Below are 15,748 nucleotides of genomic sequence, written 5' to 3' on the forward strand. Positions count from 1 at the left end.
ATATTAAAAATTGCTTTGGACTTAATTAAATTAAGTAATCCATAATAAATTAATTTTTATCCTTTTCCATAACACTATCGAGCATGGCACCAGCTTTCTCTCCGGCTTGTTCAACTCCCTCCCCGGCTTTATTAGCTACCTGGCCTACTCCCGGAGCTGCTGCATCTCCTACAGCCCCGGCGGTTTTAATACCTGCTGAGGCCATTTGGGTAGTAGTGCTTATTGCAGTTTTAACAGTGTTCTTCATAGCACTCATTGTAGCATCAGCAGGTGCGGCAGCACTAGCCTCTCTGAAGTTTCCGGTGATCAGTACCCCACAAACACCTGCGATAAAGCCGGTAAATTTATACATTGAATTGCCTAATAAAGCAAATGCAAGCGCAGTTGAAACAACATTACCAGGCATAAAGAAATTCGGTACATCTCCGGGAACATTCATTGCAAGTGTCGTTCTATATCCGGGAATCCAACATTCATTATACAAAGATCCTAAATCAATCCCTAAGATACAAAATTCGCATGCTGTGAAATTCAAACAAGTATAAAGCAAAACCATTATTACTAAGTTGAAAATAGCTATTGCGGCAAACACCATTACAGGTTGTAAAGTATAAGAAATTAAATATTTCCACCAACTGTCAAACAATGATTTCGTAATCTCAAACAACAGACAACAAATGAATATCGGAGCCGTGGTGATCAAAAGTGCGATACCGACCAGCGAATATATATATACAAGAGTAGCTTTCAGTAAAGATAATACATAAATTATTGCACAATACATAACTACTAATGCAACTATAAGACCTAAAAGCCCCGTACATATAAGAGCATATATTTTTTTCCAGACAGCTGAGCTGAATATTTGAGAAATCGGACCGTCAAATAAACTGAATACAGCAAAAGGATCTCTGGTAACATTCACAACCTCACTGCTGAAAGAACCTGAGACTATTATGGCAATTAACTCAATTCCGCCTTCTATAAACATATTAAGCAGATAAGTACCGAAGAAATCCCATGAGTTAGGAGAAATTAAAGTTATTATTACTCCTACTTTCACCATACGAATTACAGCTTCTTGTTGATTAAGTTTTATAGTGCCGATTAAAAACCCTACGCCGAAAAATGCAACATAGAATACTAAAAGCGCACGTACTAAACCTATATATTGAGCATCCCTTGTAATTGATGAAAAAATTGATTGGGCTGCACCGGGTCTTCCGTCACCTGAGCCGACTAATACATCATGAATCATATTTATAAATTCACAAATAGTACCGCAGGTAATAGTTGCATCAGGTTTAAGTAGCTCGGCTACTATATAATATTGGCCGAAGTAGCTGCCAGGACTCTCATAAAGTTTTTTAATTTCAGCAGATGAGCCTGCCGGAGGTGTTATAGTTTTTATTCTGAAGAATAAGGTTCCGGGATCGTTAAAATCAATATTCAAATAGTTTCCTTGCAGATATGAACTTTGCGGAACATCTTTCCACATACTCTCGGTAATAGCACTTCCTGAGGAAGCAACTGCATATTGAACATTTTCACCGTTATATTTCGGGCACCCGCCCCAACTGATATCGACATTATATCCGCCGAAGTTATCACTATACCACATCTTCATTGTTTCAATGTCCGTATGTCCGTCATTATGCCTGATTGCAAGTGGTGTTCTCTCGGAACTGAACCCTTTTAGTATACCGGAATAATTATAATGAGGCGTACCTAAATCATCAATTTGTACGCATTCCGCTTTATCGGAATTTTTAATTTTAGCGATATTAGGATCAGTAATCGTAGCATCATTCATACAACCGGGAATGCCTGTCAGAAATGTAGTTTTTAAATTCTCATCAAATACGCTTCCTTGGAGGCCTAGTAATGTAGTTCTTTTTACTTTCGGATCAGTTTGAAAGGAAGTGGTGCCAATCGGAGTTAAGCGCGTAGCTTCACCGTTCATAACTATACCCGGAATAGAGGATAGATTAAATCCTGATTGGCGTGCAGGCTTAATTTGGATTGAACTATCAGCATAAAATGAATCAAAACAAGCTTTCCTGATAGTTGAGGATTTTTTAGGATCAGTCATGCACTTTGCCAAGCCGTTAGTATCTAACTCTCCCAGGTCATGACTAAAATGACTATACCTGCCGCTCCAACTAATTGATAATTCATCACCATCAGCTACATTTATTCCTGTATCGGTATAGTTATAATTCCTCGCGCTCCATTTGCAGGGACCATAAATGCTATTTAAATTTGAAGGAATACTCTCCTTACAAAAGCTGCTGTTGTCCGGTGCACTTTGGGCAGTAGAAGTACCAAGGTTAGTAGCATTTATTTTTTCATTAATCCAATCAATATCTATAGGTTCATTATTTGTTTGGTTATTAGTTTGCCCTGAAACACACTTAGAAGGGTACCGTTGGCTGAGTGGCGAATAATTTAAACTCCATAACTTATAATTTGTAAGACTATTCCATTCACTGTTACTCATATAGTAAAGACACTCATGCTGCGCCGGGCTTGTCCATTGTGTTTGGCTGGAATTATTTTCCCAATCGGATGGTTTTGAAGAACTGAAAATCGGTTGAAATGAAACATCTTGTTTTCCGCATAGATAAACTACATTAGCGCTTGCATTTCCGGCTATAGACAAACGTATTTTATCACCTTTTTTTACGTTAATATTAGTTGCATATGTGTTATTTTTAGCCCATTCATTATCTCCGCAGTGGGTTTGTATGGCAACCGGAGGTTTAATTTCTATAGTGGGCGGGATTGTAGAGGCATCTTTAATATCATAATAACTACTTGAGTAATAAACTCCGTTTTGGCAATCTGTTTTGCATGCAGTGATTACTGATTGATTTAATTCTACCCCATTAATCTCTCTTGAAAAGCTATTGCATTCAATATTACAACGATCTTGGCAGACAGGGTTTAAAGGTGTAAGAACCATGTTTTCTATTTTATTGGATCCACCAAAATCATTTCCGGCAATACAATTAGTATAAAAACTCCCTGCAAAGGCTACTTTACAAGTAAAAATGATTACTATAGCTAGTATGTTATTAAGCAGTTGCGGCATATAAGTGCTAAGTGCCTATAATATAATAAGTTAATTATTTCAAGGTTAAAAGTTTATTCTTTTTTACACAATAGAAAACTTACTTTTATTGAAAAGTAGTTTTCTTTATGCTAGCAATTCTTAACAGTTAGAACTTTATCCTTTTTTTATGAAATATATAAATTTTAGTATTACAGCTTTATCCTTATTAGCTTTAACCGGTTGCAGCAGTATGTCAAACTTATGGCTTGGTGATGATAAAAAAGAAAAATTAGTTGGCGAAAGACTTATTGTTTATCCTTCCGTTTTCTCAACTAGTATTGATGAAAGCTATAAAGGCACATTAATTTCCATTCCTCAAGCTCAAAATATAAATGAAATTAAAAGTTCAAACGGCATCAATTCCGTTTTATTTCCTAATTTAACTTTCGCAGCTAATTTTAAAAAATCTAAAGAATTTAGCTTTAGAGGTTCAGATACTTTTTCTAGTATTACTCAACCGATATTATTTGATAACCAAATAATAATTTTAGACTCCGCCGGTAAGTTATTAGCTTATGACCTAGATTCTAATAAAAAATTATGGGAAACTGCTGAGCTTAGAAAAAAATCAAGCGCCGGTTTGTTTCATATATCTCCAGATTTTTACCACGGCGGTATAACTCTCAAGGATAATATTCTTTTTGTAACTCTGGGGTTAAATACCATAACTGCTATTAATGCTGATGACGGCAGTATTATATGGTCGAAAGAGATAGCAAGCCCTACTCGTTCTACTCCTGCTATTGCTAATGATTTACTGTTTGTTCAAACACTTGATAATTCAACATATGCATTAAATGCTAAAACCGGTGAGATAGTTTGGGCGCACTATGGGGTTAAAAGTGATGTTAGTACAGTAGAGACCTCTTCACCTGTTGTGGTTAGTAATATTGTATTAGTTCAATATAGCTCAGGGGAAATCGTTGGAATAGAAACAACGACCGGTAATGAGCTTATGTCCTTAAGTAATAATAGCGGACTTGAAAGGCTTGGTGCGCATAAGCAGTTTCATAGCGTAGTTCATAAAATTATTTTGGAAGGAAGTTTATTAATTTTTTATGATAATGAGGGAATCGTTTCCGCGCTGAATTTAAAAGACGGTAAACAGTTGTGGAGTAATAAACTTGGTTTTAATAAACCACTTTGGTCATGCGGAGAGCTCGCAATCGGAATTAATGAATCCAAAGAGCTTATAGCTTTCAATAAATATGACGGCAGAATAAAGTGGCAAACTAATCTGAAGTTATTTGAAGATCAAAAAAATAAACATAATACTGTTTGGTCGGAACCTATTGTTGGAAATAATAAAATTTTAATAGTAAATTCTCAAGGACATTTACTCGAATTTGACATAAATAGCGGTGAAAAACTATTTCAAAGAGAAGTAATTAAAAATGTAATGACGGCTCCGATTATTTTTAACGGTAAATTATATTTAATTTCCAATAACGGTAAAATTGTAGAGTATTCTTAAATTGGCACACTGCGAACATCATCATAATCATAGCTCTTTTAATATAAATGAAATTTTATCGTTTTTAGGGCTTGATGCGGGTGGTGAGGGTTTAATACTAACCCTATTTTTAACCGGGCTTGCTGCAAGTTTTACTCATTGCATCGGTATGTGCGGACCTATAGCTTTAACACAAATGAGCATGAGGCTAATGCATTTGCCTAAGGAAAAGATGCAGGAAAAATATAAATTAAATGCTGCACTTTCCTTACCATACTATTTCGGTAAAGCCTTTACTTATGTAGTGTTGATGTTAATTGCGATGATATTTTCAAAAAGCATAAAAAATATCCCTTATATAAAGTGGGCGGCTCTGATATTATTGATGATTACTGCTCTTCTGTTTATAAAGTCAGGCATTACTAAAACTTTCCAACTCTTTGATTTAAAGCTACCTTTTAAAAATAAACTTGATAACTTTTTTGCCGGGAAAGTAAGTAAGTTAAATTTAAGCCCATTCGGCTTTAAAGGATTAATTATGGGAATGATTTTAGGGCTTATTCCCTGCGGCATTGTATATGCTTCTATAATTACCGTTATATCACGAACTGATAGCTATTTTACAGCTACAATAGCTATGTTTATGTTCGGGCTTGCCACCATCCCGGGCTTATTTTTGGTCTCATATCTTGGAGGGCAAATACTTAGTAGCAAAAAAGCTATTTTTAACTCTCTCTATTCACTAATGATGTTTGTTAATGCCTACCTAATAATTTCATATGCTTTTAACTTAACATCCCAATAAATTAATATAAGCATATTATTAAAAACTAAAAAATAAATTATATTATTAATACTAAAATATAGTTATTTTTTATATTATTTAATGAAAAAATTATTTTTACTTAGACATGCCGATGCTCCTTTTACCAGCGGTCAATCAGATTTTGATAGAGCTTTAAGTAAAAAGGGTAAGGAGGAATGTTTATATCTAAACAAATATTTTCAAAATAACCCTGTTCCTGAACTCATTTTATGCTCTAATGCCATACGCACTAAGCAAACAGCTGAAATAGTTCTTAACAATTTATCCGATGAAACCAATCTGATATTTAAGCAGGAATTATATAACTCACCTATTAACAACCTTATAAGCATTATTGAAGATACAAATGATGATATAAACACTTTAATGGTAATCGGCCACAACCCTTCAATCACGTTGCTTTCAGAAATTCTATTTCCTACCAATACGCACGTATTTCCTGAAGTTTCAGATTATGAAATAACTGCTAAATTAGTGGTGCTAAATATAGATACTAACAACTGGTTTCCTCTTACAAATCACCAAACTTCTATATTAGATCTAGTTTTCCACAAAACTTACTAACATTTTATGTTAATAAGTTGTGAGCAATTTATCTCCTGTTAGTAACTAACACTTTATTAGACACTCCTAATAGTTATTCACACGTATTATTAACATGTGAATAAAAATTTTGAGGTAAATGTTGATATGTTGATAACTCATTTTATAAAATCCTTCCAGAGCTTTTAAAATATATATTTATAAGATGGTTTTTACATAAAAAGTTTTTGTTGATATCTATGTTGGTAATGTATTTAAAAGTTTTAATTAACATTTCAACACTCCTATATTATCTATTACTTATTAAAGTATTTAAGATAAATAATAATGATAGTAGAAAAGCCTCTTTTAAAAATTTTGAATGATAAACAACCTACAAGTAGAATTCCGGTATGGTTAATGAGACAAGCCGGGAGATATTTACCCGAATATAGAGAGATACGAAAAAATTTTAAAAATTTCCTGGAATTTTGTTTTACTCCCGAAGCTGCCGCTGAAGTTACCATTCAACCGTTGAGAAGATTTGATTTAGACGCGGCAATTATTTTTTCCGACATACTAACCATACCTCATGCTTTAGGTGTTGAAGTTAATTTTAAGCAAGGCGAAGGCCCTCACCTGGAAATTATAAAAACCGAAGAACGTATAAACCGACTTGAAATGGTGAATATAAAAGATTTGGAAAAAGTTTTTACGACGATAAAATTAGTAAAGAAAGAACTGGATAGCAACTATCCTGGTAAAACTTTAATCGGGTTTGCAGGTTCTCCCTGGACAATTGCCTGCTATATGGTGCAAGGCGTAAGTGACCAAAAATTTGGGAAAGTTAAAGTTTTTGCAGAGGAGAATCCCTCTGTATTTCAAAAATTAATTGATAAAATAGTTGAAGCAACTGTCTATTATTTAAAAGAACAGATTAAAAGCGGAGTTGATGTAATAAAATTATTTGATTCATGGGCAGGGGTGCTGTCAGGTGACGAATATCAGAGGTGGGTAATAGAACCGAATAAAAAAGTTATAAAAAAAGTCAGGGAAGAATTCGAACAGATCAAAATAATAGGGTTTCCTCGAAATTCCGGTGAACAACTATATAAGGAATATGCCTCGCAAACAGGAGTGGACTGTTTAAGTATATCAGATGATATCTCACTTCAATGGGCAAAAGATAATATTAAGGATAAGGTAATACAAGGAAACTTTAACAATCTTTTGCTTGCAACTTCCAAAAAAGATATTAAACAAGAGGTGGAAAAAATTTTGAGAATTACTCATGGCCACCCGTACATTTTTAATTTAAATCATGGGGTGGTTCCGGAAACTCCGATAGAAAATGTACAAGAACTTATAGAAAATATTAGAAACTTCAGAATATGAAAGCCGAAAGCTTAGAAAATATACATATTGAGCAAAACATAACTCAAGTACTGCGTGAGCAACCTAGTAACGTTGAAGCCGAGCAGGGATTACTCGGTGCTTTACTTAACAACAACGAGCATATTAATAAGGTTGCTGATTTCCTTATTGCCGATCACTTTTACCTGCCTCTACATAAAAAGATTTATGAAAATATTATAAAATTTATTGAAAAAGGTTTAGTAGCCAATCCGATTACCCTAAAAAACTACCTTGAAAAAGAAGAGGCGTTACAGGAATCAGGAATAAAAAGCTTCGATTATTTAGTTAAGCTTGCTGCAAGTGCAACGACAATTGTGAATGTGGAATCATTTGCTCGGCTTATTTATGAATGCGCAATTAGAAGAAAGTTAATAACTATAGGGGAAGACATAGTAAATGATTCTTTTATCAATAATTCGGACGAAGATGGCTTTAAGCAGATAGAGAAAGCTGAGCAAAAGCTGTTTAATTTAGCTGTACAGGGTCAATCCGACTCAAAACTTCTTACCCTAAAGGACTCGATCAAGATAACTTTAAAACGACTTGATACGGCTTTAAAACGCGGTGGAGGATTAAGTGGGGTAACTACAGGGTTTATAGAACTTGATAATCTGCTTGGCGGATTACAAAGCTCTGATTTATTGATACTTGCTGCCAGACCCTCGATGGGTAAAACTTCACTTGCTATCAATATGGGTATACATGCGGCAGAAAGTTTTCTTGAAGAAAATAAGAAATCAGGTGAAGGTAAACCTAAATCGGTTGCTATATTCTCACTTGAGATGTCAGCTGAGCAAGTTGCTATGAGGATGCTTTCCGTAAAAACTAAGATAAACGGCAGTAAAATAAGGCTAGGAACAATCAGGCAGGAAGAGCTCGCCCTGCTTTCCTCGGAAACTAACAATTTGAATCAGCTTCCGGTATTTATTGATGATACTGCTGCTATTTCAATTTCCGCCTTAAGAACAAGGGCAAGAAGATTAAAAAGGCAGCATAATTTAGGTTTGGTAATTGTAGATTATTTACAGCTTCTAACCGGTTCCGGATCAAGTGACAATAGAGTGCATGAAATAGGTGAAATTTCCCAAGGTTTAAAAGCTATTGCAAAAGAACTGGATGTTCCCGTGCTTGCATTGTCACAGTTATCGAGAGCGGTAGAATCAAGAGAAGATAAACGTCCGCAGCTTTCGGACTTACGTGAAAGCGGTAATATTGAGCAAGATGCGGATGTAGTAATGTTTATCTATCGGGAAGAGTATTATCTTGAGAGAAGAAAACCGGTATCAGACCCCGATAAAATGAATGAGTGGCAATTAAGCCATGATAGGGTGCATAATACCGCGGAAGTAATCGTTTCCAAACAAAGGAACGGCCCAATCGGTAGCAAGTTACTATACTTTGATTCTTCAACTACGGCTTTTGGGAACTTGGATATTAATATGGATCATCATAATCCGGATTATTAAAATTTAAAAAATTGAAGAGAAGTAATATGGCTAAAAATGGTGGTTAATAATTTAAGTACCATGTATTATAAAAACAATATTTTTTATTTCTTTAATTTTAATATTCTTTCTTAAAATTTTATTAATAAGCTTATATCCAAGGGTGGTTTTTGTGTTTTTATTGTTTTATAATAAGAGAAATATGCCTATTTAAAATTTAATAATTAACATTAACTATATATTTAATATAGGGATATCCCATTACTAAATATAAGCTTTACATAAAAAATATTGAATGATAAATGAAAATGGGTAATTCTAAGATCAGTTAATTAAACTAATTAAATTTTAGGATTAAAAATATGAATAAAAAATTTGTAAGTCTTTTAAGTGTATTTGCAGTTATGGTTGTTTTAGCAGCTAAAGAAGGTAGTAGAAGGGATCCTGATTACTTAGTTTCTCCTCTTGAGAATGTGAAGTTTGTTGAGCAATCTATGGATGCTATGGCTATGGGATGGAAGTAAAAAGAAAGTTAAATCCAATTATAGGATAAATAATATTGTTATATATCACGGTAGTATGCTTAATATTTAGTTTTATTATTGCATTTTGGAAAACACATAGAATAAGAAGTATTAAACAATTTGCAGTTGGATATTATAAGATAACTACCGTTAATTCTTTGATTTTTGCTATTTTTGCTTCCTCGGTCGGTGGGGGGAGTACAGTCGCGTTATCAGCAAAGCTATATCTCATGGGAGGTATTTTAATTTTCGGTCATTATTTATTCCAGCCAATATCCTGGATGATAATGTCTAAAATAGTTGTAACCGGTATAGAAAAATTTAAGGGGTGCATATCAGTCAGTGAAATAATGTATAAGCTTTATGGTAATTATGCTAGGAATGTAACTAGCATTTTTGCAATAATTATTGGGATAGGGGTAATTACTGCGCAAATAACTATATTAGCAAAAGTACTAAATTACCTTTTTAAAATTGAACTAAGCCATGGGATGTTGATTGGATCTGGGGTTTTAACATTATATTCTTTATTATCTACGTTTAAAGGTCTTTATTTTTTAGAAATCTTAAAATTTATAATAGCCTTCCTAATTTTTCCAGTAGTATATATTGTTACCTTTACTGAAATAGGTGGTTTTGAGATCATGATCGAAAATCTTCCTCCTGCATACTATAAAATAGAACTAACGTATGATAATCTTATAATGTTGTTAAGCTTGATGATTTTTAGCTTGTTACCAGAGTTTACTCCTCCTTTTATTCAAAGATGCTTAATGGCGAACAATGCTAAACAACTAAAAGAAAGCTTAAAGTATATAATGTACATATTTATTCCCTTTATCTTATCTTTGTGTGCCATAACATATATAACCAAAATATCTGCCAATAACATTAGCCCTGATGAAGTATTACTGTATTTTATTAATTATTTATTACCAACCGGCTTTAAAAGTATAATGATTGTTGGGATAGTAATTATAATTACAGTAATGGCAGGATCCTGGATGAACTCAATAAGTATTATTGGTATAAATGATGTAATCAAACCATTATATCCAAATATTAGTGAAAATAAGCAATTAAACTTTTTAAGAACAATAACGGTAATTTTCATATTTTTGTCAACTATAATATCTTTTAAAGTAAAAGAATATACCAGCCTGCTATATTCTATTACTTTTATCTGGGAAGCTATAATTCTCATCCCACTATCTGTGGGTTTCTTAGGATTTAAAACAAACTCTTTATCATTTATAATGAGTTCAATATTAACAATAGCATTCACTTGTATTAGCGGCTATGTTAGCGGCGAATTTGCCGTGTTCAGTTTATGTTTCGGTATCATAGGTAGTGCGATCGGTTTATTCGGTATGCATTATTTACAAGTGCTGAAAGGAAAGATAGAAGTTGAATTTAAAGAAACAGTTAAATTTAATTTTTCAGAACTTATCAAACATAGAGCTAAGCGGATAAAGCAAATATTGAGCAAACCACTTAAAGCTATCCCGCAGGTCTTCAAAAAGAAAAGCGAACATATTAAATATCACGGTTTCTGTGCTTTTACTTTAACCTATTACTTTATTTATACCTTAAGCTTAACTTCCGACCCGGCACACAAGATATTTGCCTATATAATTTCTACAGGCTACTTACTATGTATGCTTTTATTATTAAAAGATTTTGTATTTCCTAAATCTTTTCAGCAGAAATATTTACACTTATATTGGTATTTTACCGTAACTTTTTGTTTACCGCTTGCTTCAAGCTTTATGTTATTCGCAAGCCATGGTGATAATTTCTGGGTAATTAACGGTGTGCTGGCTGCTATTTCACTTTATTTATTCGTTGATGCAATAAGCTTTTTGGTTCTACTTTCTATAGGGGTAGTGTTCGGGTATGTTATCTTTACGCTTGCCGGGCAAAAGGTAGGAAATACAGAAGATTATAATGCGCTCACAATCGGCTATATTTATCTCTTTTTAATGTTTATCTCCTTATTCTTTTTTAGAAGAAAAGAAAAAGAGCAAGAGGAGCGTGTACAGAATATGCATATATTCGGAGGAGCTATGGCTCATGAAGTAAAAAGCCCGCTTGCCACCCTTAATATGTGCGCTTCGACAATAACAGGTCAGTTAGAAAAAACTTATAATGAAAGCCATGATAAAGAGCACTTTTCTATACAAAAAGAAGATATGGAAATATTGCTTCAGTTCAGCAAAATGCTGGAAAAAGTAAGCGTGCAGGGAATATCCACCGTAGACGGTCTTCTTACCTCTTTAAAAAGTGATGTTATTGCAGATGATAAAGAAGTTTATTTTATTAAAGATTGCGTCTTACAGGCAGTTTCCGAGTATCAGGCATTAAATAATAACTTAAATAAAATTAGTATCAAATTAACTAATAACTTTAAATTTTACGGATCGCTGCATTATCTAAAGCATGTACTTTTTAACCTGCTTAGCAATTCATATAAATACGGCGGTAGAAATATTGAAATTGATATATGGACAAAAGGCAACCAGTTATACTTTAGAGATAAAGGCAAAGGAATAGCGGAAGAAGATTTACCTTATATATTTGATAGGTTTTACAGCAAAAATAAAACCGGTACAGGTATAGGGCTTGCATTTTGTAAAATGGTTATGGAAGATATAGGCGGGAATATTAATTGTAAATCCAAGCTTGGAGAATATACCGAATTTGCTCTTTTCTTCCCGGAAATCAGTAAAGTACACAAGCTCTATTGAAAACTTCGGTATTTAATAAATTATTTTTTTTCAGCCGCAGTGTCGGGATTATCAGTCGAAGGCTTACTTAACGCGGCAGTTAATGCATATTCGCATAACTCTTCAAAGGATACCCCGTTTTTATCCGCTATAGCCTTGAGTTTTTCAAGGCTATCCATTACTTCCTGCGGGATTACCCCACCTCTTTGCTTCATTAGCCATTCCGCTTGGAAATAGAGCGGATGATGACTCTGATCAGGGTTACCGATATATACGGTAAAAGGAGCCTTTACTCCGTTAAAATTACATGGAATAGTAAATTTTTTCATATTAATCCCTTAAGCTTGAAATCCCTCTATTATATAAGAATACTATCAAAATTATATGTAAGCAATAATTAGTGTTGACAAGAACTTAAGCATAAATGAGAATGATTCTCATTTTCATTTAATATAAGGAGGAATTATGACAATAAAGTGTGAAAAATTTCTTGCAACCGTAGATAATATTAAAGTAGGTAACCAGATATACAGTGCTTACCAACTTGCTAAGCTTATGCTTTCTCTGCCGATCGAGATGTTTACCGATTCGTTTGTATATAGTGGTGTAGGACTGGTAAATACTATGCTTTGCGGAGGTATACGTTTAGGCAAAGACTATCTGTATAACGGATATGAAGATAAGGACAAAGAAAACCAGTTTGAAACATTAACCTCAAACTTTACCCGATTATCTAAAAGTCTACCTGCATATATAGAGCAGGAGTATGAGCAATTCTCAATAAAGTATTTTTTATCAGATCATATGGAAGAGCTTAAAACCGGTGCACTTGTGCATCTGGCCTTAGAAAATCTTGCTTCTAAAAATATATATAATAAGATTGCCGGCTTTGATGATAAATTCAAATTCATTGATATTGATATTCCAAAAGATACTTTTTTACATAATTTCCATATGACCTATGATTATAGTCATAAAGGGGCGCATTTTGAGCATTCAGTAATTAACCCTCCGTTGTGTGTTCTATATGAAAATAGACCTTTAGTTGAATGCTTATCAATTTATATCAAGGAACCGGTAGAGCATGCATTGTTTGCAATAGAAGTTTATAAGTATATGTTTATTGAAATCCCGCATGATACTGTGACGGCAATATGTGAATATACGGAAATATTTGATTATATGCAGGATAAACATGATGAGTTATAAATTACTAAAAATATAGATAGCACAATCAAAGTTTACCATTTAACCAAACCCTGCTATATTTTCAAAAAAAATCCGGAAAGTAGGATATGAAATTTACATTAGCTTGGTTAAAAAGACACCTAAAAACCGAAGCATCAATTGCTGAAATTACTCATGCTTTAACAAACTTAGGGCTCGAGGTGGAAGAGGTGATAGATAATGCAAAGGCGTATCAATCATTCATAGTTGCTGAAATTGAGGAGGCAGTGAAGCATCCTGATTCTGAAAAATTAAAGGTTTGTAAAGTACATAACGGTAATGAAACTTTGCAGATTGTTTGTGGGGCACCAAACGCACGAGTAGGCATAAAGGTAGTTTTAGCTCCAATCGGAACTAAAATTCCTCTAAACGGCATGGAAATAAAAGCTTCAAAGATTAGAGGCATTGAAAGTAATGGTATGCTCTGCTCAGCTGAAGAGCTAGGTTTAAGCGGAGACGGAGAAGGAATAATAGAACTTGGAAGTGATGCAAGGGTAGGACAAAAATTTGCAGAAGTAGCTGGTTTAAATGAAACAATATTTCATATCGGTCTTACCCCTAATCGGGGAGATGCCGCCTCGGTTTATGGAATTGCCAGAGATTTAAGTGCAACATCAATCGGAGAGTTAATTACCCCTAAAAGCAGTTATTCTTTTGAGAGCAAAGCAGAATCTAAGATCAAAGTTACTATTGAAGATAGGACGGGGTGCTATGAGTTCTTAGGAAGATATATAAGGGATGTAAAAAACTCAGTTCTTGCGGAAAATATTGCAAAAACTCTCCAGTTAATCGGTTCTAGCCCTAAAACCGCCTTGGTAGATATTTCAAATTATACCATGATGGAATTTGGAAGACCTAACCACATATATGATGCCGATAAGATAGAAGGCGATATTGTGGTAAGAAAAGCAAAAAGTGAGGAAAAATTTATTGCTTTAGGAGGAGAAGAGCTGCAGCTTGATGAGGATATGCTTGTGATTGCCGATAATAAAAAAATTTTAGCAGTAGCAGGTATAATAGGCGGTGAATTAAGTAAAGTTGATGAAAATACCAAAAATATTTTTATTGAAGTAGCAAATTTTAACCCTTTAAATATAGCACGCACAGGTCGAAAATTAAATATAAATACCGACGCTCGTTATAGGTTTGAAAGAAGGGTGGATGCAGGTATTTCCGAATTCTTTATAAATCACTTAACCGAAGCGGTTATGACAAATTGCGGTGGAGAAGCGTCAAACTTAGTTAGCATATGTGGTGAGCAGCCCAAGTATATTTCAGAAATTAAATTTTCTCCGGCTATTATAAGTAAAGTAGCAGGCTTTGAAATTGAACAAACTAAGATAAATGAGATATTGCAAAAGCTAGGTTTTATTATTGAAGAAAATAAGGTGAAAATCCCTACCCACCGTAGAGGTGATATAACAAGTGAAATAGATTTAGTAGAGGAAATTTTAAGAGTTTACGGTTTTGAAAATATTCCTTCCGCTGAAATATTAATCAAGGCTTCCGAGCTCTTTAGCAAATCCCTGGAAAAAGAAAAGAGAATATCTGAAAGGCTTAGGCTAAAGGGACTTGATGAGGTAATAAGTTGGTCATTTACAGATGAACAAACTGCTAAAAATTTCGGATTTGATAACTTGATTATGCTTGAGAACCCGATCAGTAGCGAGCTTTCAGTAATGAGGCCTACAATTATACCAAACCTTTTAGGGTTTATAGCAAAAAATTTAGTACGCGGTTTTAATAATTTCGGGCTATTTGAAAGAGGGGAGATTTTCGGTAAAGAATTTAGAGATTCGCAATCAGCTTGTATTTCTGGAGTTAGGGTAGGGAATATGAGTGATAAAACTGTACATAAAGAAGAAAGAAAGGCTGATTTTTATGATATAAAATCAGATGTTTTTGCAATATGCAGTGAAGCACTGCTAAACCCTGAGAATTTAAGCGTAACTAAAAATGTACCGCAATATTATCATCCTTATAGAAGCGGCGCATTTAAACTTGGTAATAAGCTTATAGCTTTTGCAGGGGAAATACACCCTAATATCCTTAAAACCCTGAATATAAAAGAAAACGTTGTAGGGTTTGAAGTATTTTTAGAAAATATACCGAAAGTAAATCCTAAAAATGCTAAAAGCAAACTGGAGTTATCGGATTTTCAAGCAGTAAACCGTGATTTTGCTTTTATTGTGGATGAAGCTTTAGAGGCACAAAGCATATTAAAAGTTATTAAGTCAGTAAACAAATCTCTTATAGAAAATGTATCAATTTTTGATATTTATAGCGGTAAAGGGGTGGAAGAAGGCAAAAAATCAATTGCGCTTAGCATTAAAATCCAACCTAAGGATAAAACTTTATTTGATAAAGAGATTGAAGAAATTTGTACAAATATCATAAATGAAGTATCGATAAAATGCGGAGCGAAATTACGTTAATAAAAATTTGAGTACACTTGACTGAAGTATATTTTAGTTAAAATGTTAAAAAAATACAA

General features: G+C 33.7%; 11 protein-coding genes. 9 read left to right on the forward strand and 2 right to left on the reverse strand.

The genetic code is table 11. From position 1 onward, the window contains the following. Nucleotides 1-49: 49 nt before the first annotated feature. Complete coding sequence (locus I862_RS06895) at nt 50-3,094, reverse strand: TrbL/VirB6 family protein (protein ID WP_038540461.1); 3,045 nt, start codon at nt 3,092-3,094, stop codon at nt 50-52. A gap of 148 nt (nt 3,095-3,242) precedes the next feature. On the opposite strand from I862_RS06895, the gene I862_RS06900 reads away from it, so the two are divergent. The 7 genes from I862_RS06900 to I862_RS06925 all read left to right on the forward strand — a co-directional run bounded on the left by I862_RS06900 (nt 3,243) and on the right by I862_RS06925 (nt 12,048). After that, entirely contained in the window at nt 3,243-4,589 is a 1,347-nt protein-coding gene (locus tag I862_RS06900) for an outer membrane protein assembly factor BamB family protein (RefSeq protein ID WP_038540464.1), read from the forward strand. A 1-nt stretch (nt 4,590) separates the two neighbouring features. Next, nucleotides 4,591-5,373, forward strand: a complete 783-nt coding sequence (locus I862_RS06905) for a sulfite exporter TauE/SafE family protein (protein ID WP_038540467.1) — start codon at nt 4,591-4,593, stop codon at nt 5,371-5,373. Between the two features lie 81 nt (nt 5,374-5,454). Then, nucleotides 5,455-5,958, forward strand: coding sequence for a SixA phosphatase family protein (locus I862_RS06910; protein WP_038540469.1), 504 nt, complete (start codon nt 5,455-5,457; stop codon nt 5,956-5,958). A 306-nt stretch (nt 5,959-6,264) separates the two neighbouring features. Beyond that, a complete protein-coding gene (gene hemE, locus I862_RS06915) occupies nt 6,265-7,311 on the forward strand; it encodes a uroporphyrinogen decarboxylase (RefSeq protein ID WP_038540472.1) in 1,047 nt (348 codons plus the stop codon). Next, nucleotides 7,308-8,798 (forward strand): replicative DNA helicase, encoded by a 1,491-nt coding sequence (locus I862_RS06920; protein WP_038540475.1) that lies wholly within the window; start codon nt 7,308-7,310, stop codon nt 8,796-8,798. The genes hemE and I862_RS06920 overlap by 4 nt, the downstream gene beginning before the upstream one ends. A gap of 341 nt (nt 8,799-9,139) precedes the next feature. Beyond that, complete coding sequence (locus I862_RS08445; protein ID WP_158499297.1) at nt 9,140-9,301, forward strand: hypothetical protein; 162 nt, start codon at nt 9,140-9,142, stop codon at nt 9,299-9,301. A 35-nt stretch (nt 9,302-9,336) separates the two neighbouring features. Next, entirely contained in the window at nt 9,337-12,048 is a 2,712-nt protein-coding gene (locus tag I862_RS06925; RefSeq protein WP_038540481.1) for a sodium:solute symporter family transporter, read from the forward strand. 20 nt (nt 12,049-12,068) lie between these two features. Here I862_RS06925 and I862_RS06930 read toward each other — a convergent pair whose 3' ends face one another. Beyond that, nucleotides 12,069-12,356: a DUF2610 domain-containing protein gene (locus I862_RS06930; RefSeq protein ID WP_038540485.1), complete on the reverse strand. Its 288-nt coding sequence runs from the start codon at nt 12,354-12,356 to the stop codon at nt 12,069-12,071. A 136-nt stretch (nt 12,357-12,492) separates the two neighbouring features. Here I862_RS06930 and I862_RS06935 point away from each other — a divergent pair, with 136 nt between their 5' ends. Both I862_RS06935 and pheT read left to right on the forward strand, forming a co-directional pair. Then, nucleotides 12,493-13,236, forward strand: coding sequence for a hypothetical protein (locus I862_RS06935; RefSeq protein ID WP_038540489.1), 744 nt, complete (start codon nt 12,493-12,495; stop codon nt 13,234-13,236). 86 nt (nt 13,237-13,322) lie between these two features. After that, nucleotides 13,323-15,689, forward strand: coding sequence for a phenylalanine--tRNA ligase subunit beta (pheT, locus tag I862_RS06940; protein ID WP_038540492.1), 2,367 nt, complete (start codon nt 13,323-13,325; stop codon nt 15,687-15,689). The last annotated feature ends 59 nt before the right edge of the window (nt 15,690-15,748 follow it).

Origin of the sequence: endosymbiont of Acanthamoeba sp. UWC8, assembly GCF_000730245.1 — a bacterium.
Classification (GTDB): domain Bacteria; phylum Pseudomonadota; class Alphaproteobacteria; order Rickettsiales; family Midichloriaceae; genus Jidaibacter.